A 22517-nucleotide genomic window follows, 5' to 3' on the forward strand; every position below is an offset into this window, starting at 1 on the left:
TAGAAACCACGATCGGAAGCCTTGCCCCCTCCGGCTTCCATCAGAGCACCGGCCGGCCCTGCCGCCATTGCTCGCAATTGGGGATAGCAGAGTAGATGATGAAACTTGTATCGGTCGCCGATGTTGCGGCCAATGAAAACAATCTCTCCGGCGAGGACTATGTCCGCATCGGCGAAATGGCAAAGAAGTATGGCGTAACGCTCCGTACTTTGCGCTTTTACGAAGACAAGGGGTTGCTCAACCCCAAGCGCGAAGGTGCGACGCGCCTCTACACCCGCCGCGACCGCGCCCGGCTGAAGCTTATCCTGCTCGGCAGGAAGGTCGGCTTCTCGCTGCGCGACGTCAAGCAGATGATCGACCTCTACGATCCGACCGGCACCAACGCCAAGCAGTTGCGCCTGACGCTCGACAAGTCGGACAAGCAGCTCGGCCGCCTGCAGAAGCAGCGCCAGCTGCTCGATGAGGCGATCGGCGAACTGAACAACCACATGGCCGTCGTCCGCCAGCTTCTGGCTGAGCGCACCGCCGTGCAGGCAAGTGCTGCCAGCTAACAAGGCGACTGCGTGTTGACGAAACGACCCGGCGCGGGAGACCGTGCCGGGTCGTTTCGCGTTTGAGGGCCGCGTGCCGTCTCTTCCGATGCTTGCGTGCCTGATATGTCCGCAGTCCTCGACGCGGGCGTCGGACACCCTGTTGCCCCCCTCCGCGATGGCTGTCTTGAAGCGCAGAACTTACGGTGAGCCTACACCGCCACTGGCAAGACGTGGAGAACGGAAAGGAGCGACTGCCGAGCAGTCAAAACGACATCAACCCGGCCTGAGCAGCGACCCTGCAATCGGATAGACCCGGCTCGTCCCGATCATGTAAGCCGTCGGCGCCCCTTCCCGGAACATGCCGCGATAGGCCCGGTCGAGCACGTTGAGCGAGCCGGTGAAGGCGCCGAAGGCGGGCATGATGAGGCGCATGCCGTCGCTGGCGAAGCAGCGGCGACGGACCGAGCGGCCGCGCTGGACGATGCGGGCGCAAGGGTGCAGGTGGCCGGCGACCTCGCCCTCGGCATGGCCCTTCGACGGCTCGTGGCGGAACACCAGGCCTGCGACCGCCAGTTCCTCGACCGTTTCGCCCGGCAGATCGTCGGGCGCATCCGGGTCGTGGTTGCCAGCGATCCAGAACCAGCTCCGCCCGGCCATCATCGCCATCAGGCTGTCACGGAATGGTTCGGGCAGGCGCGCCGCGCCTTCGCCGTCGTGGAAACTGTCCCCGAGGCTGACGATTGTGCTCGGCTGGTAGTCCTCGACCACTTCGGCCAGGCGTTGAAGCGTCGCTGCCGTGTCATAGGGTGGGATCAGCCGGCCGCGGCGGGCGTGCGAAGAGCCCTTCTCCAGATGCAGGTCGGAGACGACGAGCAGGTCGAGCTCAGGGAAATACACCACGCCGCGCCAGTCGCAGGCGGCGCGCACGCCAGCGACCGCGATCGTCTCGCAGCCTGCCCTGGTCAGTTCGCGCGCGGCTATGTTCATGCGCTTCCCATCGCCTCATCGATCAGATCCGCCGCCTCCAGAAGCAGGGAGTCGTGCGCCTCGCCATTGACCGGCTCCTTGCCGATCTCAAGCATCACCGGCACCGCCAGCGGCGAAATCTGGTCGAGCATCTTGTGCACGATTCGGCCGCGGATGCGCGAGAGCATCTCGGCAAGCCTCCTGACATCGAGCAGCCCACTGGCAGCGTCCGCCCGCGTCGCCTTGAGCAGAATGTGGTCGGGCTCATGGCTGCGCAAGACGTCGTAAATGAGGTCGGCCGAAACAGTCACCTGCCGGCCGCTCTTTTCCTGGCCGGGAAACCGCTTCTCGATCAGCCCGGCGATGACGGCACAGTTGCGGAAGGTGCGCTTGAGCAGCCAGCTGTCGGCCAACCAGGCCTCGAGGTCGTCGCCCAGCATATCCTCGTCGAACAGTTCGCCCAGCGACGGTTTTTTCGCCCTGAACATCGCCCCCAGATCACCCAGCGCCCAGACGGCCAGCGAATAGTCGGTGGCGACAAAGCCCAGCGGCCGCGCGCCCATGCGCTCCAGCCGGCGGGTCAGAAGCATACCGAGCGTCTGGTGCGCCAATCGCCCCTCGAAGGGATAGGCCACCATGTAGAAGCGCTCGCCGCGTGGAAAAGTCTCGATCAGAAGGTCCTCCTTGCGCGGCAGCACCGACTTCTCCTGCTGGATGCGCAGCCAGTCTGCGACCTGCTCAGGCAGCGCCTTCCAGCGCGCTGGGTCGGCCAGCATGCCGCGCACCTGGTCGGCGAGATACGTCGACAGCGGAAACTTGCCACCGGCATAAGACGGCACCAGAACGTTGCCGGCACCGCCCGTCGAGACATAACACTCATTTTCGCGGATGCCCTCGAAGCGCAGCACCTTGCCGGCGAACATGAACATGTCGCCCACCGAAAGTGTCTCGACGAAATACTCCTCGATCTTGCCGAGCACCGGCCCGCCGCGCAGGCTCAGTGCTGCTGCCGTGCCCGCGCCGACCTTGCCCTTGGCCCTGGTGTAACGGACGTTCAGCATCGGCGCTTCGATGATGGTGCCGACATTCAGCCTGTATTGCTGGGCAATGCGCGGATTGGACACCCGCCACTTACCATCCTTGGTCTTGCGGATGCGGGCGTAGCGCTCGTAGCTGCGCAGCGCGTAGCCGCCGGTGGCGACGAAATCGACGACGCGGTCGAAACTGTCGCGGTCTAGCCCGGCATAGGGAGCAGCACCTGTTACCTCGGCGTAAAGCTCGTCTGCGACGAAGGGCGCGCCACAGGCGCAGCCCAGCACATGCTGGGCAAGCACGTCGAGCGCGCCGTCGATCAGCGGCGGGGTGTCCTGCGCGCCGAGATAATTGGCCTCGAGTGCGGCCCGGCACTCCAGCACCTCGAAGCGGTTGGCCGGCACCAGGATCGCCCGGCTCGGCTCGTCCATCCGGTGGTTGGCGCGGCCGATGCGCTGGGCAAGCCGGCTCGCGCCCTTGGGTGCGCCGACATGGACGACGAGATCGACGTCACCCCAGTCGATGCCCAGATCGAGCGTCGAGGTGGCAACGACAGCACGCAACACATTGTCGGCCATCGCCTTCTCGACCTTGCGGCGCTGGCCGACGTCGAGCGAGCCGTGATGGAGGGCGATCGGCAGATTGTCGTCGTTGACGCGCCACAACTCCTGGAACAACAGCTCCGCCTGGCTGCGGGTGTTGACGAACAGAAGCGTCGTCCGGCGCCGGCGGATCGCGTCATAGACTTCGGGAATGGCATATCGCGCCGAATGCCCCGACCACGGTACACGCTCCTCGGAATCGAGGATCGTGATCTCTGGCCTGGCCCCGCCCGACACGGTGATGAGGTCGGCCATCTCGCCTGCCGGATTCTGCCTGACCAGCCAGCGCCGGAGCTCGTCCGGCTCGGCCACCGTCGCCGACAGCCCGATCGCCTGCAGGTCGGGCACGTAGGCCCTGAGCCGCGCCAGCCCGAGCGACAAGAGGTGCCCGCGCTTGGAGGTGACCAGCGAATGCAGTTCGTCGAGCACGATGTAGCGCAGCCCGTTGAAGAAGCGGTCTGCGTCGGGCGATGCGATCAGCAACGCCAGTTGCTCGGGCGTCGTCAGCAATATGTCCGGCGGTGACAGCTTCTGGCGCGTGCGCTTGTGCTGCGGCGTGTCGCCGGTGCGCGTCTCCATCGTGATCGGCAGGTTCATCTCGTCAACAGGCTTGCCGAGATTGCGCTCGATGTCGACGGCAAGCGCCTTGAGCGGTGAAATGTACAGTGTATGCACGCCGCGTTGCGGCTCGCCGGGACGCCTCTTCGGCCGGATCGCCAGATCGGTCAGCGCAGGCAGGAAACCGGCGAGCGTCTTGCCGGCACCGGTGGGGGCGATCAGCAGCGCCGAATTGCCCTGCTGGGCACTGGTGAGCAGGTCGAGCTGGTGGGCACGCGGCGACCAGCCGCGCTCGGCGAACCATCGCAGGAATGGCTCCGGCAGCATCGCGGCAGTCGAATTCGGCTCCAGTCCCGCTTGGCTCGTCACGCCCCATGCCTAGCGCGGCGATCAGGCTGCGCCAAGCGAAATCTGGAACAAACAGGGATCAAGGAATGAGGCCTTGTTTCATAGGCTGTCTGCCTTCAAATGCGACAAGCACGACGATCATGTTTGGATGCCATGACAGACACCGCCTCCCACGAAGCCCGCATCACCGAGTTGGAAAAGCTGGTCCGCGACCTTCAGACCCAATTGGCGGCCTTGCAGCATCAGGTGGCCCCCACTGCCAAACCGGCTGAAAAGCCGCTGCGCTCGCGCGGCATGCTCGGCAGCCCAAGCAGCAGTCGGCGCTAGACCGCCAGATCCGTCACCACGATCAGGCCCTCGACCGGCGTGCGGCGGTCCTGGCGTATGACCGCGTGCTCCAGCGACAGAAGGCGTAATCCAGCAGCGGCGATCAGCCCGTGCACATAGGCCTCGGAATGGGCATAGCGCCTGGACTCCTGCAGATCGAACACCCCTTCGCTCGAAAGACGCTCGACCGAAAACGCAAACACACCACCCGGTGCCAGCATCTTCATCACGCTCACAAACACCCGGTCGAGCGCGCCGAGATACATGAACACGTCGGCCGCGGTGACGAGATCGGCCGTCTGCCCCACCGGCTCCAACGCCTGCAGGTCGGCCTTGATCAGATAGTCGTAGACGCCCTTGTCGCGCGCCTTGCGGAGCATCTCGGCCGAGATGTCGTAGCCGTCGAGGCGCTTCGCCACTGGCCGGAGTTTCACGCCCATCAGCCCGGTGCCGCAGCCGAGATCGACGGCGTGCGCGAATGTGTTGCGGCCGGTCGCGCCGATCGCCGCCGTCAGCAGTTCCGGCACGCGGTAATGCAGCGTCTCGACCAGCGCGTGGTCGAACTTTTCCGCATACTGGTCGAACAGCATTTCGACGAAGGCGCTGGGCGGGCTGTCCTCGGCAGGTGCCGCCCCGATCAGCTGCAGCTTGAGCGCGGCACCGGGTCGATCGGCCGGCTCGAGCTTCAGCGACATGCGCCAGGCCTCGGCGGCGGCCTGCATCTCGCCGGCAGCTTCCTGCATCTCGCCGAGCCGGAACCAGCCCATGGCCCAGCCGGGGGCGAGTTCCAGCGCGCCGAGCATAAGTTCAGCGGCGGCAGCATGGTCGCCTGAGGCGAACAGCATTTCGGCATAGTCCGCCCGCCGATCGGCAAGCAGGTCGTTGGAAGAGAGCTGCAACGGCGTCAAGCGCGGCATCCATGACAAGGAGGGTGGCGCGCATTACTGCCAAACCGGGCTTCCACGCAAGCGGCAAATGCCTATCTTGAGGAGATGCGGCCGAGCGACCTCCTCCATACCCGTCCCGAAGGGCTCTACTGCCCGCCAGGCGATTTCTACATCGACCCGGTGCGGCCGGTCGACCGCGCGCTGATCACCCACGGCCATTCCGACCATGCCCGCCCTGGCCACGCCAAGGTGCTCGCGACGCGCCAAACGCTCGACATCATGGCGATCCGCTGCGGGCCTGACTTCGCCGGCGCGACGCAGGCAATGCCGCTGGGCGAGAAGATCCGGCTCGGCGACGTCATCGTGTCATTCCACCCCGCAGGCCACGTGCTCGGCTCGGCGCAGATTTCGGTCGAGCGCAATGGCATGCGCATCGTCGCTTCCGGCGACTACAAGCGCGTCAGGGATCCGACCTGTACTGCCTTCGAGGTCGTACCCTGCGACGTGTTCATATCAGAGGCCACTTTCGCCCTGCCCGTCTTCCGGCATCCCGACGCTTCCCAGGAGATCGGCAAGCTGCTGAAATCGACCCGGCAGTTTCCCGAGCGCGCCCATCTCGTCGGCGCCTACGCACTCGGCAAAGCCCAGCGGGTGATGCGATTGCTGCGCGACCAGGGCTACGACAAGCCGATCTACATCCACGGGGCAATGACCAGGCTCAGCGAATATTACCAGAGCCAGGGTGTCGACCTCGGCGACCTCCGACCGGCAACCGTCGAGGATGGTGACAAGGCCGACTTCGCCGGGGCCATCATCGTCGCCCCCTCCGCCACCTTCGCCGACCGCTGGGCGCGGCGCTTCCCCGACCCGCTCGCCGCCTTCGCATCCGGCTGGATGCGCATCCGCCAGCGCGCCAAGCAAGGCGGCGTCGAACTGCCGCTCGTTATCTCCGACCACTCCGACTGGGACGAGCTGACCGCCACCATCACCGAAACCGGCGCTGGCGAGGTCTGGGTCACCCATGGCCGCGAGGAAGCGCTGGTACGCTGGTGCGAGCTCAACGGGATTGCTGCGAGGCCGCTGCACCTGGTGGGGTATGAGGATGAGGGGGATTGAGGATGGTTGCACTCCAGCCCACGTTCCTGTGTCCCGCCACGCGCGACAGAACTTCCAAGCCTGCGGGACAGCACCCCCCTCTGGCCTACCGGCCATCTCCCCCGCAAGGGGGGAGATCACGCTGTCATCGCCCGGCCATCCCACCATCAATGTTGCAACCTCCAGCCCTGCAGCGTCGCAGGACGTGTGCCGCCGGCGACGAGACCAATCTCCCCCCTTGTGGGGGAGATGGCCGGAAGGCCAGAGGGGGGTGGGAAGAAACTCGCCTTTCGCGGGAAGCCCTCGCCCCATGAACCGCTTCGCCGAACTCCTCGACCGTCTGGTGCTGACGCCGTCTCGCAACGGCAAGCTGAAGCTCATCACCGACCACTTCCGCGCGGTCGAGGATCCCGATCGCGGGCTGGCCCTTGCCGCCATCACCGGCGAACTCGACATCGCCTCGGTCAAGCCGGCGATGCTGCGCCAGCTCGTTTCCGAGCGCATGGACCCTATCCTGTTCGGCTATTCCTACGACTATGTCGGCGACCTTGCCGAGACGGTGTCCCTGGTCTGGCCGGAGGCGCCTGAAAGCCGGCCCAACCACGACATCACACTCGCCGAGGTCGTTCAGAAACTGCAATCCGCCAGCCGTTCCGACGGGCCAGGCGTGCTCGCCCGGCTGCTCGATCAGGCCGAAACCTCCGCCCGCTTCGCGATAATCAAGCTCGTCACCGGTGGCTTGCGCATCGGTGTCTCGGCCCGCCTCGCCAAACAGGCGCTGGCCGATCTCGGTTCCGTCGACGTCGCCGAGATCGAGGAGCTGTGGCACGGACTGACACCACCCTACACCAGCCTGTTCGCTTGGCTGGAAGGCAAGGCGCCGAAGCCTGAAAAGGCTGCCCGCGCATTGTTCCGGCCCGTGATGCTGTCCAATCCCGTCGGCGACAGCGACCTCGAAAAACTCGCCCCCACCGACTACGCCGCCGAGTGGAAATGGGACGGCATCCGTGTCCAGGCGGTGTCGGAGGGCGGTATCCGCAGGCTCTATTCGCGCACCGGCGACGATGTCTCCGGCGCCTTCCCCGACGTGGTGGCGGCAATGGAGTTCGACGTGGCACTCGACGGCGAGCTGCTCGTCGGCTCACCCCGCGAGGCGACCGGCACCTTCTCCGACCTGCAGCAGCGGCTGAACCGTAAGATCGTGTCAGCCAAGATGCAGGACCGCTATCCCGCCTTCGTGCGCTGCTACGACCTGCTCCAGCTCGACGGCGAGGATCTGCGCGAGCTGCCCTTCACGACGCGCCGCGCCCGTCTTGAAGCCTTCATCGCCGCGCTCGACCCCGACCGCTTCGACCTGTCGCCGCTGGTCACCTTCGACAGCTGGGATCAACTGGAGGCGATGCGACGAGAACCGCCGCATCCGATCATCGAAGGCGTCATGCTGAAACGGCTGGATTCACCATATCTCGCCGGTCGGCCCAAGGGTCCGTGGTTCAAGTGGAAGCGCGATCCGCACATTGTCGATGCCGTGCTGATGTACGCCCAGCGCGGCCACGGCAAGCGTTCGAGCTTCTATTCCGACTACACATTCGGCGTCTGGTCGGGCGCGGAGGGGGCTGAGGAGCTGGTGCCGGTGGGAAAAGCCTATTTCGGCTTTACCGACGAGGAGCTCAAGCAGATCGACAAGTTCGTGCGCGACAACACTGTCGAGCGTTTCGGCCCGGTGCGCTCGGTGCGCGCCGACAGGGCCAACGGCCTGGTGCTGGAGGTCGCCTTCGAGGGCCTCAACCGCTCGACCCGCCACAAATCGGGCGTGGCCATGCGGTTCCCCCGGATCTCCCGACTGCGCTGGGACAAGCCGCCCGCCGAGGCCGACCGCATCGAGACGCTGCAGGCCCTGCTCGACTGAGGCCCGGTTCCGAAAACCTGACGTCGAACGAAATCGTTGCCGCCGCGAGGCCGCACTACTCCGTCACCGACACCCTGATCTCGTAGATGTCGACGGCCTTGCCTTCCTTGGTCAGGTCGGAGTTGATGGCGATGGTGCCGGCGGCACCCGGTTCCTTGTCGGGCACATCCATCTCGAACAGGTACTCGCCGCGCTGGTAGCCGACGAGGTAGCGCTTGCGGCCGCAGTCGCCGAGCTCGCCAAAATTGCAGTCGACGGCCATCTGCGTTTCCTTGCCGTCCTCGGCGCGCGCAATGATGTCGAACACCGCATGCTTTCCGGCGATCTGTTCGAGCACGCCGCGCCCGACGTCGAAGACGATCGCCGAGCCGGTGTTGCCCGAGCGGATGCGCAGGAAGCTGCCGGTGTCGTCCTTGGCAACCTCGGCCGAGGTACCACCCGGCGCGCTGACATCGGTCGGGTCGGTCGGCGTGAACACGGTGATCCAGTTGCGCGACTGGTCGACCTCGCCCGGCCGCGCCGGCCCGGCATCGGTCGGCGAAAAATCTTCGCTTTCGAGCTGCTTCGGCGGGTTGTGCACCGAGGTGTCGATCTCCGCCGCCGACTTGAACTGGCCGGTCTGTACCGCCCACCAGGCGCCGATGCCACCCATGGCAAGCAAGGTCACGGCAAGAAACATCGCGGCATAAGGCCGGCGCCGTTCGGCCCGCGCGCTGGCACGGTCGGCGGCGCGCCGTTCCGCGCGGCTGCGCTTCTCCGTGATTTCGATCGGCGGTCCGCCGGGCAACACTGCGTCGGGCATGATGTCGGGCACGACGGGGGTGACACCCGCCGCCGGGGTGCCGATCGAAACCGACGGTGCGCTGGCGGCGCCATTGCCGTTGAGCGAGATATCAGGCGCCGGGGCCGCGCCGGCTTGGCCGAGCGAAACCGCTGGGGCCGCCGGCATGAATTCCGATTCGATCTCGGTGATCTTTGCCTGCAGCGACTTGCGGCGGCCGATCGCCGCCTCCACGGTCATCGCCGGATTGGCCTTGAGCGCGCGGTCGAGCGCACCGAAGGCGGCACGATAGACCTTTTCGCGAAACTCGCGATTCTCGGGATCGCCTTTTTCGAAAGCGTTCCGGATCGCTTTTTCGATCGAATCCAACCGATGTTCCTCGCAACGCGCCAGTGTTGCCAGATGGTTAGCGGCAGAAAAGACATCAATCAACGGCACCGCGAGCGAAATGTCGGCCAAAAATGGGTGCAATGGGCGGCAAGGCCGGCAAAACAAGTCGCGCCTCGCAGCGGAAGCCGCAAACCGGCGACGGCAAGCCCCGGCGGACTGGTGTCCAGGACTCGTGCCCAGGCTCGTGCCCAGACTCGTGCATTGTCGATCGTGCCCGATCTGCTATATGGAGTGACGTTTACGGAAACGTCAAAACTAGACCCGGGAGAGACGCGTGGCATTGCCTGACATCCTCAAGAAAAACCTGCGTGTTCCCGTCGTCGGCGCGCCTTTGTTCATCATATCGCATCCGCCTCTGGTGCTGGCCCAATGCAAGGCCGGCATCGTCGGCTCGTTTCCGGCGCTCAACGCCCGCCCAGAGGCCCAGCTCGACGAATGGCTGGCGATGGTGACCGAAGATCTCGCCGCCCATGACGCCGCCAATCCCGACCGTCCGGCAGCCCCCTTCGCCGTCAACCAGATCGTGCACAAGTCCAACAAGCGGCTCGAGCACGATTTGCGCCTGTGCGTGAAATACAAGGTGCCGGTCGTCATCTCGTCGCTGGGTGCTGTCGAGGAGGTCAACCAGGCCGTTCATTCCTATGGCGGCATCGTGCTGCACGACATCATCCACGACCGCCACGCCCGCAAGGCGATCAAGATGGGTGCCGATGGCCTCATCGCGGTCGCTGCCGGTGCCGGTGGCCATGCCGGCACGCTGTCACCCTTCGCCCTGATCCAGGAAATCCGTCAGTGGTTCGACGGCCCGCTGCTTCTGTCCGGAGCCATCGCCAATGGCGGTGCGGTGCTCGCGGCACAGGCCATGGGTGCTGATCTCGCCTATATCGGCTCGCCCTTCATCGCCACCGAGGAGGCGCGCGCCGGCGACGACTACAAGCAGATGATCGTCGAATCCAAGGCCGCCGACATCGTCTACTCCAATCTGTTCACCGGCATCCACGGCAACTACCTCAAGGGCTCGGTCCGCGCCGCCGGCATGGACCCCGACAACCTCGCTGTCTCAGATCCCTCCAAGATGGATTTCGAGGAAGCCGCCAAGTACAAGGCGTGGAAAGACATCTGGGGTTGCGGCCAGGGTATCGGCGCCGTCGACAAGGTCGTGCCCGTCGCCGAGCTGGTCGAGCGCCTCGCCACCGAATACGCCGCGGCCAAGGCCCGCATCACCAGTTGATTGAAGATCGGCTGCCTTCCGCAACGACAGGCGGCGACATGTTCGCCTCTTGTCAAAACCCTGCAAAGGCCGCTTGAAATCCGCGCGCAATGAAGTTATCACGCGCTCACTCTCTCGCGCCCCTCGGGTCGCGAAGCCTGGAAGCCGCTTTAGCTCAGTTGGTAGAGCACATCATTCGTAATGATGGGGTCGCGTGTTCGAGTCACGCAAGCGGCACCAGTTTCCCAGCAAAATCAGCTCCTTCCAGATGCCCACGCGGCACCGGAAATCCATGCCAATTTCGGGACTGTCCTTCGCCCCACGAGGCGCAGACGGATCACTCCGCGATGGCGTCGACGCTTGCCGCGAGAGCATCTTCGACAAGCGCACGGATCCTGGCCTGGGCTCCGACCAGCTGGGCCCGCCAATTGCCGGTGCGCAATTCGTCAAGAGCCGCCCGCACCGTTTCGGCAGACACCTTTTCCGCCTGGAATACAAATGGCCAACCGGTCCTGCCGACCACGGCTGAAACCTTAGCTCCACCGGGAACCTGATCGATCGCAATCACCGGCTTTCCTGCGGCGAGCGCCAACAGCGCCCCATGCATGCGGGTCGTCAGCACGATGTCGGATCGTGCGAACCCGGCATGGATCTTCCCAGCACCATTCTCAGGTGACAGCACCGTGTCGATCTCGATCGGGTGTAGCGTCGACCCGCGCACCACGTCTTGGAACATCGCCTCTGCCTGAGGTGCCATCGCAACTCGCCTGGCGCCATACTCGCCTTGAGGGCCACGCAGGCAAATACCTGCGGTCTCGAGCCGCCCCTTTCCAGTGGGTTCAACGGTCTCCGAAACGGCGAGATCGAAATACGGTGGATCGACGCCATCACGGCCAACAATGTGATGGAAGCGGCGATTCATCCTGGCGTGATTGGGAAGGACGCTGACGCCTGCCGCGATCTTGGTCGCATGCCCGTGGACAGACAAAAGGTCGTTCAGGTCGCGACTGTAGGTGATCGGACCACAGACGAACACGAGCTTTTTCGCAGGCTTGATCGCATAGAGATCGTCAACCGGCAGATGGCCCGTAATCTGCAGTTCCGGATGCGAAATGACGGCGTGCTCGACGCCGCGCAGACGCAGCCTCGATGACAGGTTGTCGACCGCCATCAGGTCGCCGATCGTCGGACCGCCCCTGTAGCCGTAGCTTCCCCACCAGAACAGAAGCGTCGGCGGCGTGTCGACGGTGCGCGCAGCCAGATATACGCGACGAAAGGAGCTTAGCCGGCTCTTCAGCGACATCGGTGCAGTCTCGAAACGAGCTATTGAGTGACAACGGCGTCCAGAAGGCTGCCGCGTATGATTTCGCGTCCTGATATGACCGACGCGCTCAAATGAACGCCAAGCGTCCGATTGGTGGCTATATCGGGCCAGGACAGCCCGCGATCGAAGAGCAGGTTGGTGTTCTGGTAGCTGACCGGGTAGAACACATCGATCGGCTTGGCCGAAGCTGCAATTTCGTGGCGCTGGGTGACGTTGGTCAACAGTTGCGGTCCAATGACACCCCAACGATGGCGGGATACCGGGACAGGCAGGCGCATGGCCTTGCGCAGGCGCAGTAACCGTCTCTTTGTGCTTCGATACCACCAAGGAATGAAATGAGGATCGCTGGATGCCGCGATCAGTTCATTGAGCGCCGGATGCTGCGAAGGCAGCCCCAGCACGGCGCCATTGATCGCCTTGTCGGATTCCCAGCCGAAGAGGAATTCCTCCTGCTGGATCGGCCTCAGGCAATAGACATCGCAATCCACGTATATGCCGAGGCCCGCCCGCAGGATGCGGTACCGATAGATATCCGACGCCAAAGCCAGGCTACCGGTCGTCTCATGCGCAACGATTTCCGATCGAGCCATCAACCGTTGGGCGTCGAAAAGTTCGACGCCTTCAGGCACGTCCTCCGGCCGGTCAAACACGTGCAGAACGACACGATGCCCATTTCGAAGAAACGACCTCAGACACCCCGCGTGGACCGGCCCCAATCTGTTGCCGATCCACAGCGAATTCACCACTGCCAACATGAATTACCACCCCATACCTGCCCGGGGCCTAAATAAACCAGCTCGGGTAAAGGTCAACCTCCTGCAAGCACAGGTGGTAGCTCGCAGTAGCCGCGGACAAGGTCGATAGCGATGTTGTGGTGGTCGCGCAGCGAGCGATCAGTCCTGGCCGCAAAGCTTGGAAAAGTGCTCATTCTCGGCCGGGGAACGCAACATGCGCGATGCATCTCGCGTTGTTTGATCATTCAAAGCGGCCCCAGCCTTTTCCCAAGGAAATTAAGCCAGCAAGGCATCACCGGTGCGCCTGGTTCCGCTCACTGTCGGAACCAGGTCGAATCAATCAGGCGTTCGCCCGCGTGCACGAGCCGGCAGGCAGCCTTCTTCGACAGCCGATTTAGATATCCCCGCCGGTTGCGCGGTGTTTCCTACGATCCCAGCGTAACGACGAAGTGCTTCGTCACCGGCTCGATGATCTTCCAGGTGCCCCTGAAATCCGCTTCCACGACGAACGCGTCGCCCGGCCCAACCTCGACGGGCGCGCCGCCATCCGGCGTGATGATGATGCGACCCGAGATCATGTGGACGAACTCGTAGTCGGTGTAGCTGGCGTGGTAGGTGCCTGGCGTGGCCTGCCACGTTCCTGACAGCACCTTGCCGTCCCCGGTCGTGTGCTGGACGGCCGTCTTCATCGTCGGCTTTCCGTCGACAACCACCCATCCCGGCAGGTCGTTGGAATCGGCACCTTCCGGCTGGCCGAATTTGAGGATTGTTTTGTTCGCCATGGTATTCTCCTCCCTTAAGGCACCCCTGCATAGCCGACGCCCTCAATTCGGGCAACTTTGTTTCCTTGTAATAAAGGGGCGTATTCCTGTGTTGGTGTTCTGCCACCGCCCCTTGCGGAACCAGCCCTGTCGGTGTTGATGGACGGATGTTTAGCAAGGACTCATAGATGAAGGTCAAACTGCTCGCTGCGGTGACGATGCTCGCAGTTGCCGGCTGTGCATCCCAGCCCGCCGACTATGCCACCACACTCTCTGCCAAGGATCCCAAATGGCGGTCAGCGGACTGCACGAAAGCTCGAGCTGAGGCTGCGAACTACGCAGCGCAAGAGAAAGAAACGCTGAGCGTATCGGCAGGGCTGCTGCTTGGCCCATACGGGCTCGGCATCGCCATGGCCGGCAAGGAGCATCGCGCCAAGATGCGCAAGCAATTCGCCCGGGACATGCATCTGAAATGCTCGAGCAAGCCCCTTCCAGCCAGCTTGGCGAGATAGCACTGACACCCTACCGCCAACGGCGCGCATGTTCGGCAAGCTCGTCGCACGCTATTCCAACGCCTTCGGTCGAAGCGTTCGTCCACGCGGTGAGCCGCCGCCGCGCACATCATCGACACCTCCGGTCCTCGCCTGTGGCTGTCGCGATTGCATGCCGGGCCACATTGGTGGGGTGCCCACGAAAACAGGCCAAAGCTGCTCTGCAATCATTCTGGCGACCCGCCTGGTGTCCGTTCCCAGCGTCTTCACGTTGGCGGTAACTCACGACACTCGCCGGTGTCCTGGCAACGCACCGGTGGACGGCCGCTCAGATTGCCCTGGATGGGCTCGACGCCGCTTGCGATCCAGCCGCTCTACACGAGAAGTTGAACGACCGCGCCGTCCGCTCGCTGGCGTTGGTTGACCTTACGTTAGGAACCTCTAAACGACCTACAGGCTCACCTCGTCCTTACCCCACCTTGGACCACCCGAGCTTAGCGCCCGCCCTGCCCCCCCAATCAATGGGCGGGCGCGTCCCCTCGCACGCACATCCGATGTCGCGCAGACAAGCTTATCAGCCGCGGACGCCTTCACATCGCAACTGCGAGCTTCCCGCTTCATATCGACGCCGGTTGCCGATTTTCATGTCTATATGCCTCGGGCAGGCGCCGTTCGCCTTGTGCGGTTTGCACAAAAGGCAGCCGGCCCTGGCATTCCTGGGCTTATTCCGCTTGTGGTGCATGTCCATCTCCGGTCTCTACCGGTGCGCCCCGATGGCGCACGGTCATGATCGGGAGGGCTGCTTGGCAATCTTCGTCCATCGCCGGACTATGTGCAGCAACACCAGGCGATCGCAAGGCAGCGCATTGCTGGCCTAGGTACTTGTCCATCGACAACCCTTGACTTGCGTCTGCCCGCATATAGCTTGCCGCGCGGTTATGGTTCTTCTGCTTTCGGGCGGAAGCTAAGAGGGAATTCGGTGCGAAACCGAAGCTGCCCCGCAACTGTAAGCGGTGAGCCGCATTGCCGATTGTGTCACTGGCCGACGGCCGGGAAGGCAGGCAATGAGCCGAGACCCGCGAGCCAGGAGACCTGCCTGACCGAGTGATGTTCCGTGGGCGGGGTGTACCACCGGAGCGCAGGTTCGTGCAGGCGGCGCTATCGGCCATCGCCTTCCACCAACATGCGTTGCGACAATCCCGACCGCAGTCAGGCCAGGGATCGATCGTTTGCACAATACCGAAGTTGAGACCGCGCAGTCCCAGGCCAGACGTGCCATCGTGCTCGTCGCCAGGTCGGCCTTTGCTGCCGCGCCCTACAGGCAGATGCAGCAGCTCTGTGATCTCGCCGCGGCGTTGCCCGGCGTCGATCACACCAGCTTCGGCTTCACCGAACAAGGCACGCCGTCGCTGCGCGAGGCGCTTGCGGCACTTCGCCAGCAGGATTTCTCCGATATCCTCATCCTGCCGCTGATGCTGCCGATCGAGCCCAGCTTCAATGCCTGGCTCACCAAGTCGCTGCGCCGCTGGCAGGCCGAGGACGCGGCACCTTGGCCGACGGTGCGCATCGCGCGGGGCCTCGCCGAAAGCCCGCTGCTGGCTGCAATGATGGCCGACCTCGTCACCGGTGCCGACGCGACGCCGCCCATCCCGCCGCTCGACAGGCTGGCGCCGGAGGGTTCGCTCGTGCCGGCGCAGAAACGCCGCGTGCTGGTCTGCCAGGGCGGCCCGTGCAATGCCGCCGGCGCGGACCTGATCTGGGGCCACCTGCGCAACCAGCAGGACCGCCAGAAGCTGCGCGTGACCGGCGACGGCATGATGAGCGCCAAATCGACCTGCCTTGGCCCCTGTAACCTGGCACCGGTGCTGCAGGTCTTTCCCGAAGGCACCTATTACGGCGGGGTCACCGAGGCCGCCGTCGACCGCATAGTCACCGAACATCTGCTCGGCGGCGCGGTGGTCGACGACTTTGCCTACCACCCCACCGGCCGCAAGCAGGTGCTGCGGTGAAGGCCTATTGAAAACAAGGGGGATCGTGTCGGCCGAACAGCAACGCTTGCCGTTGTCGATCGTCCACTATCACGACGTCTTTACCAGGCACGGCGCGCAATCCGCCACTCAACGGATCGACGGATGTTCCCGCCGATATCCGCAACTGGCTGGAAGCCAAGGCTGAAACGCTCAGCAGCGGCAGCGGCACCTGGGGTCGTCGGGCACAGGTCTGATGGGCTGACGCAGCCTGTTGCGATCCACGTCAATCCATCGATCTAATTGACCCAAGGGAAACATCAGCGACTATTGCGCAGGGCTAGATCAGTTCAGTGGGCGGTGGCAGTCATGGCAATTCAAGTATCCTATTCGCGGCGTGATGTCCGCGAAGAGTTGGTGCGTCGGCGCGAGACTTACATCGCGGCGCAAAGATCTCTGTCACCGCCTTCGCCGCGGGGATATGGCAACATGGAATGCGTCCATTGTCATAATCGCTTCATCGGCGTCACCGCTGCCGCCTGGAAGTTCGGCCTCTGCGACGACTGCCTGCATCACGACTGATTGTCCAGCCAGCGCAGCTCCCTTTGCGGGAGTTCCAGCGCCTAGATCGACTGCTGTGGAACTTCCGTGTCCGCGGCGTCCCAGGCACATTCTTGGGCGATCTACCTTCCCCGATGGTCCGGCCAAACCCGCATCCGCAAAAGCAGTAGGTCGCCGCCACGGCCCACCGTCCACACTCATATTTCGGGGTAATTCCGAACGTGCCTTGACCCTGAATTAGAAACTGCGCAACCTCGCCCGAAACGGAGGAGGCGGCTCGATCGTGGGGAAGCGATCCGGGCCGCAAATGGGAGCATCTATGTCCGACCAGATCGCGGCGTCGTCCGCCACGCCCGCAATTGCGCGCCGACCGCTTCTGGCCCGCATCGACTGGCTCAATTTGAGCGGCCTCGCATTCTATCATGTCGTCGCGCTCTACGCCTTGCTGCCCTGGTTCTTCAGCTGGACCGGCGTCATCCTCTGCATCGCCGGCATCTATGTTTTCGGCACGCTCGGCATCAACCTCTGCTACCACAGGCTTCTCACCCATCGCGGCTTCACCTGCCCGAAATGGCTCGAGCACGGGCTTGCTATCATCGCCGTCTGCGCCTTCCAGGACACGCCGGCGCGCTGGGTTGCGGTGCACCGCCGCCACCATGAGCACGCCGACGAGGAGCCGGATCCGCACAGCCCGATCGTCACCTTCCTCTGGGCCCATGTCGGCTGGCTGCTGGTCAAGTCGCCCGACATGGAGCGCATGCAGATCTACGGCCGCTACGCCAAGGACATCGTTCGCGACCCGTTCTACCGCAAGCTCGACAAGCCGCATGTCTATCTCGGCATCATCATCGCGTCCTGGGCAGCTTTCTTCGGCGGCGGCGTCGCCGCGAGCCTGATCACCGGCGGCACGACTGACCAGGCGATCCAGTTCGGCCTCAGCCTGCTCGTCTGGGGCGTGTTCGCGCGCACCGTGATTACCTGGCACATCACCTGGTCGGTCAATTCGGTCACCCATGTCTGGGGCTACCGCAACTACGACACGACAGACGACAGCACCAACAACGTCATCGTCGGCCTGCTCAGCAATGGCGAGGGCTGGCACAACAACCACCACGCCGACCCGCGCTCTGCCCGCCACGGCCACCACTGGTGGGAATTCGATGTCACCTACCTGACCATCAGGTTGCTCGGCGTGCTCGGACTGGCTAGCAAGATCGCAGAGCCGCGGAAGCGCGCCGACTAGCGCCGCCAGACCTTTATCAAGAGGGGACAAAAAAGATCGCCGGCGAAGCTGTGCTTGCCGGCGATCGCAACTACGTCTCGAGTGGTTTCGCTAGGCTTGTTTCACCAGTCTGAGCAGTACGAGCAGGATCACCGCGCCGATGGTGGCATGGATGATGGCAGCTATGATACCCGAGCCCAGGCTGATGCCGATCGTCGGAAGCAGCCAGCCGGCGATCAGCGCGCCGACGATACCGACCACGATGTTGCCGATCAGGCCGAAGCCGTAGCCCTTGACCAACTGGCCGGCGAGCCAGCCGGCAACGGCGCCGACGATCAGGAAGACGAGCAAGCTTTCGATACCCATTTCTCTCTCCAGGTTCTGGCGCATCGGCCGGAGCACGTCACGAGCCACGATGCGCAGTTGCAACGACCAGCGCATGATCGACAAGCAGGCAGCCAGAGATCATGCTGGAACAACAGGCTGGAGACGGGCCGACCTATCGGCCCGCCGTGGAAATGCCGCCCGTCAGGCGACCGCCGTGGTCTGATCCTCCACCGTGGCGCCGGGCGTGTTCTTCTTGATCGACTCGATCGCCTTCAGCGCCGATGCCTTGGCCGAATAGCCTTCCGAGCTGAACATCACCTCGCCATTGGAAGCCCTGAAGCGGAACCGAAACTCGCCGCCCTTGTCCTTGTAGACCTCGAATTTGTACATCGCATTTCCCCGTATGTGCCGATCCGCGACTCACGCCGCTGACGAATCGTCGCACGACGGCAACCCGAGGAAAAGCGCGAAGCGATTTTCGCGACGCAAGCGCACCAATACAACCGCCAAGGTCCATCGCCGCTGCACCCGTCAGCCGCACCAAGTGCGATCTCAGATGTCGCGGTCGGTCAGGCAGATATGGCAGCAGCCGGAGCCATGGCCCGGCGTCCAGGTGACGTTTTCGAAGCGCACACCGGTCGCCTCGAACAGGCCGCGGTCGAAAGCGCCGGCGATCCGGCACAAGGTCGCCAGCCTGTCGTCGCCGACACCGGCCCCCACCCAGGCATCCTTGAGCGGACAGCGCTTGACCTTGAAGGCGATGTGATTGTCGCTGCGCTCGACATCGGTGGGGTACATGCGCCCGCCATCCGGGCTGACGGCCAGGAAGGCCTCGCCGATGGCGCGCGCATCGTTCGGCCCGAAGCTGGCGAACGCCACCTGTGCGACCTCGCGGCCGCGCTTCTCGATCGCCCTTACCAGGACTTCTTCCGCCTTGGCGTCGCCAAGCTCGGCGGCAAGTTCATCCAGCATCAGCCGGTAGAGATCGGCGCGGTTGCGAAAGGCAGAATCAAGTTCGGCAGCGAGCTTTTCGGCGCGCATGGCATGTTCGGTCACGAAACGGTCTCCTTGAAAACAGGCAACCTTGGGAACACAGGCAGTTCCGGCGTGGCCGCCACCAGCGCCCGGCCCGTGGCCGAGGCGGGCGCGGTTATCACGGTGGCGGCGTCGCCCTCTTCGACGATACGGCCGCTGTCCATGATCGCGATGCGGTGGGCTACGGCGCGCACCGCACCAAGGTCGTGAGAGATGAAGAGATAGGCGACGCCCTCGTCCCGTTGCAGCTCGGCAAGCAGGTTGAGGATGTCGCCGCGCACCAGCACGTCCAGCGCCGACAACGCCTCGTCGAGCACGATCAGCGCCGGCCGGGTAGCAAGCGCGCGCGCGATCGCCACGCGCTGGCGCTGGCCGCCCGATATTTCGTGCACGCGACGGCTGGCGAGCTCGGCGGCGAGACCGACACGCTCCAGCAGCGCTGCGATTGCCTTGGGTCGATCGGCGCGCCCGACGATGCCGTGAATGCGCAGCGGATCGTCGATCAGGCGGGCCACCGTGGCGCGCGGGTTGAATGCCGCCAGCGGATCCTGGAACACCATCTGCAGCTTCGTCCGGGTGGCTCTCAAGGCTGCCCCCCGCAATCCCAACAGTTCCTCGCCGTTGAAGCGGATGCTGCCGGCATCGGGCTCGACCAGCCGCAGCAGGATACGCGCCACCGTCGATTTGCCCGAGCCGGAGGGTCCGACCAGCGCCAGCGTCTCCCCCGGCGCAATAGAAAAGGAAATGTCATCGAGGGCGGAAAAATCCCTGTCGCCGCGCCGGTAGCGCTTCGACAGCCCCTCGACCTGCAGCAGCGCGCTCATCGGCTGGCACCTGAATGGGCTTTCAGCCCCAGATGTGCCGCCAGCAGCGCGCGGCTGTAGTCGCTCCTTGGCCGCGCCAGCAACTCGGCCGTCGCCGCCATTTCGACCATGCGGCCGTGACGGAACACGGCGATGCGGTCGGCCAGGTTGGCGGCAAGTGCTATGTCATGGCTGACGAACAGCAGCGCCATGCCATCCTCGGCCACGAGCCGGCGGATCAGCGCCACGATCTCGGCCTGGACGATGGTGTCGAGCGCGCTCGTCGCTTCGTCGGCGATCAGCAGTTTCGGACACGCCACGATGGCCGCTGCGATCACCACGCGCTGTTTCTGTCCGCCCGACAACTGATGCGGATATGCCCGCGCCAGCGCCTCGGGCTCCGGCAATTTCACCCTGTCCAGCAGTTCGACCGCCAGCCGCCGTGCAGCAGCCCAGTCGATGTCGAGATTGGCGTGCGCCACCTCGGCGACCTGGTCGCCGACCGACATGACCGGATCGAGGCTCGAAGCCGGATCCTGGAAGACGAAGCCGATGTCGCGGCCGTTGCGCGCCGGATGATCGAGCCCCGGCCATGCGACGGTGCCCTGAAGTCTCGCCGTCTGCGGCAGCAGCCCTGATATGGCCCGGGCCAGCGTGCTTTTGCCCGAGCCACTCTCGCCGATGATCGCCAGCCTTTCGCCGGCGGCCAGATCGAGGTCGACGCCTTCGAGCGCCGGCGCCACTGCGCCGTTGTAGCACACGTCGAGACCACGCAGTTCGAGCAGCGGCTTCATGCCTGCCCCTCCCGTGCCGCCGTGCCTTCGACCACGCCTTCGCCGGCGAGGTAGACGCCGAGGACTGAAAGCACCAGCGCGATACCGGGGATGACGGAGAGGTAAGGCGCCGACCGCAGCACCGCCCTGCCCTCCGCGATCATGCCGCCCCAGGTGACGCGGTTGGGGTCGCCGAGACCGAGGAAGGACAGCGCCGCCTCGGTCAGGATGGCGGCGGCGACGATTACCGACGACAGCGCCAAGACCGGTGGCAACGCATTGGGCAGCACCTCGCGGAAGGCGATCTCGACCGGATGCATGCCGATCACCCGCGCCGAAGCGACATAGTCGCGCTCGCGGATCGACAGCACTTCGGCACGCGCGATGCGTGTCGGGCCGGTCCAGGCGCTGAGCGCGATCGCTGCCACTACGACCGAAAGCGACGGCCCGACGACACTGACCAGCGCCAGCGACAGCAAGAAGCCCGGCACTGTCTGGAAGGCGTCGGTGATACGCATCAGCACTTCGTCGACAAACCCGCCGGCAAAGCCGGCCACCGTGCCGACGATGCTGCCGACGAGGATCGAGGCGGCAGCGGCAGCAAGCCCGACGGCCAGCGAGGTGCGGGCGCTATGGAACAGCCCAGCGACCACATCGCGGCCAAGGCGGTCAGTGCCGAGCGGCAGGGCCCAGTCCTGGAACGGGGGCAAGAGCGGCTGGCCGGCAATCGCCAGCGGGTCGCGTGGGAACAGCCACGGCGCGGCGACAGCCATGGCGACAAGCAGGCCAAGGATGACCAGGCCGGCGGCGGCCTCCGGCGCGCGAAACAGGCGAGAGAGGCTCATGCTTTGGCCTCGCTCGCGCCAACGCGCGGGTCGAGCACGGCATAGGCGATGTCGACAAGCAGGTTGATGACGATCACCAGGAAGGCGCTGACCAGAATGATGCCGATCAGCAGCGGCGTGTCACGCGAGCCCACGGCCTCTTGCGCCAGCCGGCCGAGACCCGGCACCGAAAAGACGCTTTCGATCACCACGCTGCCGCCCAGCATCTGCGCCGACTGCAGGCCGAGCATGGTGACCAGCGGCAGCAGCGCGTTGCGCGCGACATGGGCGAGCACGATGCGCCGCCTGGGGATGCCGCGCGCACGGGCGGCCAGGGTAAAGTCCATGCGCCAGACCTCGGCCATGCCGGCCCGCATCATCCTGAGATAGAGCGCGAGATAGATCAGGCCGAGGCTCGTCACCGGCAGCACCATGTGCCTGGCGATGTCGAGCATGCGGGCGATACCGGTCTTGCCGGAGGCGATGGTCTCCATGCCCGACAGCGGCAGCCAGCGCAGCTCGACCGAAAAGGCGATGGTCAGCACCAGCGCCAGCCAGAAGCCGGGCACGGCATAGAGCGCCAGCGAACCGATCGACAGAAGCCGGTCGCGCGCGCTGCCTGGCCGCGCGCCGGCCAGGATGCCGAGCGTGGTGCCAAGCGCGAAGGACAGTGCGGTTGCCGCCCCCATCAAAAGCAGCGTGTTCGGCAGCCGCTCCAGCACAACGTCGAGCACCGGCCGGGAGAAGGCGACCGAGTGGCCTAAATCAAGATGCAGCAGCGCCCAGAGATAGGCGGCGAGCCGCGTCATCGGCGAGGCATCGAGGCCCCAGCTGGTTCGCAGCGCCTCGATCATGCCGGCGTCGCCGCCGACCGAGGCGACGTAAGCATCGACAGCGTCGCCGGGCGCCGCCTCGAGCAGCAGGAACGAGCCGACAATCACGATCAGCAGCACCGGAATGCTGCCGATCAGCCGGCGCTTCAACAGGCCCCAGGCGCGGTTCATTACCCTGCCCCTTGTGGGGAAAGTGCCCCGAGCGGCCCGTTGGGGGTTGCCGG

General features: G+C 64.7%; 22 protein-coding genes, 1 tRNA gene and 1 riboswitch. Of the genes, 9 read left to right on the plus strand and 14 right to left on the minus strand.

Going from position 1 to position 22517, the window contains the following annotated elements; genetic code table 11:
- The first annotated feature begins 98 nt into the window (after nt 1-98).
- Nucleotides 99-551: a MerR family transcriptional regulator gene (locus tag SLT36_RS27095; RefSeq protein ID WP_067967102.1), complete on the plus strand. Its 453-nt coding sequence runs from the start codon at nt 99-101 to the stop codon at nt 549-551.
- Between the two features lie 255 nt (nt 552-806).
- On the opposite strand, the gene pdeM is transcribed toward SLT36_RS27095, so the two are convergent.
- On the minus strand, nt 807-1520 hold the full coding sequence (pdeM, locus tag SLT36_RS27100) for a ligase-associated DNA damage response endonuclease PdeM (protein ID WP_432285064.1): 714 nt from the start codon (nt 1518-1520) through the stop codon (nt 807-809).
- Nucleotides 1517-4018 (minus strand): ligase-associated DNA damage response DEXH box helicase, encoded by a 2502-nt coding sequence (locus SLT36_RS27105; RefSeq protein ID WP_432288512.1) that lies wholly within the window; start codon nt 4016-4018, stop codon nt 1517-1519. Before SLT36_RS27105 ends, pdeM begins: the two co-directional genes overlap by 4 nt.
- Nucleotides 4019-4192: 174 nt before the next feature.
- Between SLT36_RS27105 and SLT36_RS27110 the strand changes: the two genes are divergently transcribed.
- Complete coding sequence (locus SLT36_RS27110) at nt 4193-4366, plus strand: hypothetical protein (RefSeq protein ID WP_182575562.1); 174 nt, start codon at nt 4193-4195, stop codon at nt 4364-4366.
- Here SLT36_RS27110 and SLT36_RS27115 read toward each other — a convergent pair.
- Nucleotides 4363-5274: a methyltransferase domain-containing protein gene (locus SLT36_RS27115; protein WP_432285065.1), complete on the minus strand. Its 912-nt coding sequence runs from the start codon at nt 5272-5274 to the stop codon at nt 4363-4365. The genes SLT36_RS27110 and SLT36_RS27115 overlap by 4 nt on opposite strands.
- A gap of 84 nt (nt 5275-5358) precedes the next feature.
- On the opposite strand from SLT36_RS27115, the gene SLT36_RS27120 reads away from it, so the two are divergent.
- Together SLT36_RS27120 and SLT36_RS27125 are read left to right on the plus strand one after the other, a co-directional pair.
- Complete coding sequence (locus SLT36_RS27120) at nt 5359-6369, plus strand: ligase-associated DNA damage response exonuclease (RefSeq protein ID WP_432285066.1); 1011 nt, start codon at nt 5359-5361, stop codon at nt 6367-6369.
- 289 nt (nt 6370-6658) lie between these two features.
- Nucleotides 6659-8257 (plus strand): cisplatin damage response ATP-dependent DNA ligase, encoded by a 1599-nt coding sequence (locus SLT36_RS27125; protein WP_432285067.1) that lies wholly within the window; start codon nt 6659-6661, stop codon nt 8255-8257.
- A gap of 55 nt (nt 8258-8312) precedes the next feature.
- On the opposite strand, the gene SLT36_RS27130 is transcribed toward SLT36_RS27125, so the two are convergent.
- Nucleotides 8313-9407 carry a hypothetical protein gene (locus tag SLT36_RS27130; RefSeq protein WP_182575558.1) on the minus strand — a complete coding sequence of 365 codons (1095 nt, stop codon included), beginning with the start codon at nt 9405-9407 and terminating at the stop codon, nt 8313-8315.
- A gap of 295 nt (nt 9408-9702) precedes the next feature.
- Between SLT36_RS27130 and SLT36_RS27135 the strand changes: the two genes are divergently transcribed.
- Nucleotides 9703-10659, plus strand: a complete 957-nt coding sequence (locus tag SLT36_RS27135; protein ID WP_432285068.1) for an NAD(P)H-dependent flavin oxidoreductase — start codon at nt 9703-9705, stop codon at nt 10657-10659.
- Nucleotides 10660-10802: 143 nt separating this feature from the next.
- Nucleotides 10803-10878: transfer RNA gene (locus SLT36_RS27140), tRNA-Thr, on the plus strand.
- A 97-nt stretch (nt 10879-10975) separates the two neighbouring features.
- Here SLT36_RS27140 and SLT36_RS27145 read toward each other — a convergent pair.
- The 3 genes from SLT36_RS27145 to SLT36_RS27155 all read right to left on the minus strand — a co-directional run bounded on the left by SLT36_RS27145 (nt 10976) and on the right by SLT36_RS27155 (nt 13478).
- Nucleotides 10976-11941: a polysaccharide pyruvyl transferase family protein gene (locus SLT36_RS27145; protein WP_432285069.1), complete on the minus strand. Its 966-nt coding sequence runs from the start codon at nt 11939-11941 to the stop codon at nt 10976-10978.
- Between the two features lie 20 nt (nt 11942-11961).
- Nucleotides 11962-12717 (minus strand): hypothetical protein, encoded by a 756-nt coding sequence (locus SLT36_RS27150; protein ID WP_432285070.1) that lies wholly within the window; start codon nt 12715-12717, stop codon nt 11962-11964.
- Between the two features lie 404 nt (nt 12718-13121).
- A complete protein-coding gene (locus tag SLT36_RS27155) occupies nt 13122-13478 on the minus strand; it encodes a cupin domain-containing protein (RefSeq protein ID WP_067965465.1) in 357 nt (118 codons plus the stop codon).
- A 167-nt stretch (nt 13479-13645) separates the two neighbouring features.
- Between SLT36_RS27155 and SLT36_RS27160 the strand changes: the two genes are divergently transcribed.
- The 3 genes from SLT36_RS27160 to SLT36_RS27170 all read left to right on the plus strand — a co-directional run bounded on the left by SLT36_RS27160 (nt 13646) and on the right by SLT36_RS27170 (nt 17719).
- The gene (locus tag SLT36_RS27160; protein WP_432285071.1) at nt 13646-13969 is read left to right on the plus strand and encodes a hypothetical protein; all 324 of its coding nucleotides are present in this window, start codon (nt 13646-13648) and stop codon (nt 13967-13969) included.
- 900 nt (nt 13970-14869) lie between these two features.
- A riboswitch (cobalamin riboswitch) is annotated at nt 14870-15062 on the plus strand.
- A gap of 115 nt (nt 15063-15177) precedes the next feature.
- Nucleotides 15178-15957: a (2Fe-2S) ferredoxin domain-containing protein gene (locus SLT36_RS27165; RefSeq protein WP_432285072.1), complete on the plus strand. Its 780-nt coding sequence runs from the start codon at nt 15178-15180 to the stop codon at nt 15955-15957.
- A gap of 838 nt (nt 15958-16795) precedes the next feature.
- Nucleotides 16796-17719 (plus strand): acyl-CoA desaturase, encoded by a 924-nt coding sequence (locus tag SLT36_RS27170; RefSeq protein ID WP_432285073.1) that lies wholly within the window; start codon nt 16796-16798, stop codon nt 17717-17719.
- Between the two features lie 90 nt (nt 17720-17809).
- Here the strand turns inward: SLT36_RS27170 and SLT36_RS27175 are convergent, their stop codons facing one another.
- The 7 genes from SLT36_RS27175 to SLT36_RS27205 all read right to left on the minus strand — a co-directional run bounded on the left by SLT36_RS27175 (nt 17810) and on the right by SLT36_RS27205 (nt 22464).
- Nucleotides 17810-18064 carry a GlsB/YeaQ/YmgE family stress response membrane protein gene (locus tag SLT36_RS27175; protein WP_067967117.1) on the minus strand — a complete coding sequence of 85 codons (255 nt, stop codon included), beginning with the start codon at nt 18062-18064 and terminating at the stop codon, nt 17810-17812.
- A 162-nt stretch (nt 18065-18226) separates the two neighbouring features.
- Nucleotides 18227-18415: a YegP family protein gene (locus tag SLT36_RS27180; RefSeq protein WP_067965471.1), complete on the minus strand. Its 189-nt coding sequence runs from the start codon at nt 18413-18415 to the stop codon at nt 18227-18229.
- 162 nt (nt 18416-18577) lie between these two features.
- Entirely contained in the window at nt 18578-19081 is a 504-nt protein-coding gene (locus SLT36_RS27185) for an L-2-amino-thiazoline-4-carboxylic acid hydrolase (RefSeq protein WP_432285074.1), read from the minus strand.
- Nucleotides 19078-19884 (minus strand): ABC transporter ATP-binding protein, encoded by an 807-nt coding sequence (locus SLT36_RS27190; protein WP_432285075.1) that lies wholly within the window; start codon nt 19882-19884, stop codon nt 19078-19080. The genes SLT36_RS27185 and SLT36_RS27190 overlap by 4 nt, the downstream gene beginning before the upstream one ends.
- Complete coding sequence (locus SLT36_RS27195; protein WP_432285076.1) at nt 19881-20657, minus strand: ABC transporter ATP-binding protein; 777 nt, start codon at nt 20655-20657, stop codon at nt 19881-19883. Before SLT36_RS27195 ends, SLT36_RS27190 begins: the two co-directional genes overlap by 4 nt.
- A complete protein-coding gene (locus tag SLT36_RS27200; RefSeq protein ID WP_432285077.1) occupies nt 20654-21481 on the minus strand; it encodes an ABC transporter permease in 828 nt (275 codons plus the stop codon). The genes SLT36_RS27195 and SLT36_RS27200 overlap by 4 nt, the downstream gene beginning before the upstream one ends.
- Nucleotides 21478-22464, minus strand: coding sequence for an ABC transporter permease (locus tag SLT36_RS27205; RefSeq protein WP_432285078.1), 987 nt, complete (start codon nt 22462-22464; stop codon nt 21478-21480). Before SLT36_RS27205 ends, SLT36_RS27200 begins: the two co-directional genes overlap by 4 nt.
- Nucleotides 22465-22517: the final 53 nt, after the last annotated feature.

The sequence above is a fragment of the Aminobacter sp. BA135 genome, assembly GCF_050859125.1.
GTDB classification, from domain to species: Bacteria; Pseudomonadota; Alphaproteobacteria; order Rhizobiales; family Rhizobiaceae; genus Aminobacter; species Aminobacter ciceronei.

Coding starts and splice junctions, on each gene's coding strand:
- SLT36_RS27105 (WP_432288512.1), bottom strand. CDS start 4,018: ATGCTGCCGGAGCCATTCCTGCGATGGTTCGCCGAGCGCGGCTGGTCG.
- SLT36_RS27160 (WP_432285071.1), top strand. CDS start 13,646: ATGAAGGTCAAACTGCTCGCTGCGGTGACGATGCTCGCAGTTGCCGGC.
- SLT36_RS27155 (WP_067965465.1), bottom strand. CDS start 13,478: ATGGCGAACAAAACAATCCTCAAATTCGGCCAGCCGGAAGGTGCCGAT.
- SLT36_RS27120 (WP_432285066.1), top strand. CDS start 5,359: ATGCGGCCGAGCGACCTCCTCCATACCCGTCCCGAAGGGCTCTACTGC.
- pdeM (WP_432285064.1), bottom strand. CDS start 1,520: ATGAACATAGCCGCGCGCGAACTGACCAGGGCAGGCTGCGAGACGATC.
- SLT36_RS27175 (WP_067967117.1), bottom strand. CDS start 18,064: ATGGGTATCGAAAGCTTGCTCGTCTTCCTGATCGTCGGCGCCGTTGCC.
- SLT36_RS27150 (WP_432285070.1), bottom strand. CDS start 12,717: ATGTTGGCAGTGGTGAATTCGCTGTGGATCGGCAACAGATTGGGGCCG.
- SLT36_RS27170 (WP_432285073.1), top strand. CDS start 16,796: ATGTCCGACCAGATCGCGGCGTCGTCCGCCACGCCCGCAATTGCGCGC.
- SLT36_RS27110 (WP_182575562.1), top strand. CDS start 4,193: ATGACAGACACCGCCTCCCACGAAGCCCGCATCACCGAGTTGGAAAAG.
- SLT36_RS27205 (WP_432285078.1), bottom strand. CDS start 22,464: ATGAACCGCGCCTGGGGCCTGTTGAAGCGCCGGCTGATCGGCAGCATT.
- SLT36_RS27095 (WP_067967102.1), top strand. CDS start 99: ATGAAACTTGTATCGGTCGCCGATGTTGCGGCCAATGAAAACAATCTC.
- SLT36_RS27200 (WP_432285077.1), bottom strand. CDS start 21,481: ATGAGCCTCTCTCGCCTGTTTCGCGCGCCGGAGGCCGCCGCCGGCCTG.
- SLT36_RS27125 (WP_432285067.1), top strand. CDS start 6,659: ATGAACCGCTTCGCCGAACTCCTCGACCGTCTGGTGCTGACGCCGTCT.
- SLT36_RS27190 (WP_432285075.1), bottom strand. CDS start 19,884: ATGAGCGCGCTGCTGCAGGTCGAGGGGCTGTCGAAGCGCTACCGGCGC.
- SLT36_RS27145 (WP_432285069.1), bottom strand. CDS start 11,941: ATGTCGCTGAAGAGCCGGCTAAGCTCCTTTCGTCGCGTATATCTGGCT.
- SLT36_RS27180 (WP_067965471.1), bottom strand. CDS start 18,415: ATGTACAAATTCGAGGTCTACAAGGACAAGGGCGGCGAGTTTCGGTTC.
- SLT36_RS27195 (WP_432285076.1), bottom strand. CDS start 20,657: ATGAAGCCGCTGCTCGAACTGCGTGGTCTCGACGTGTGCTACAACGGC.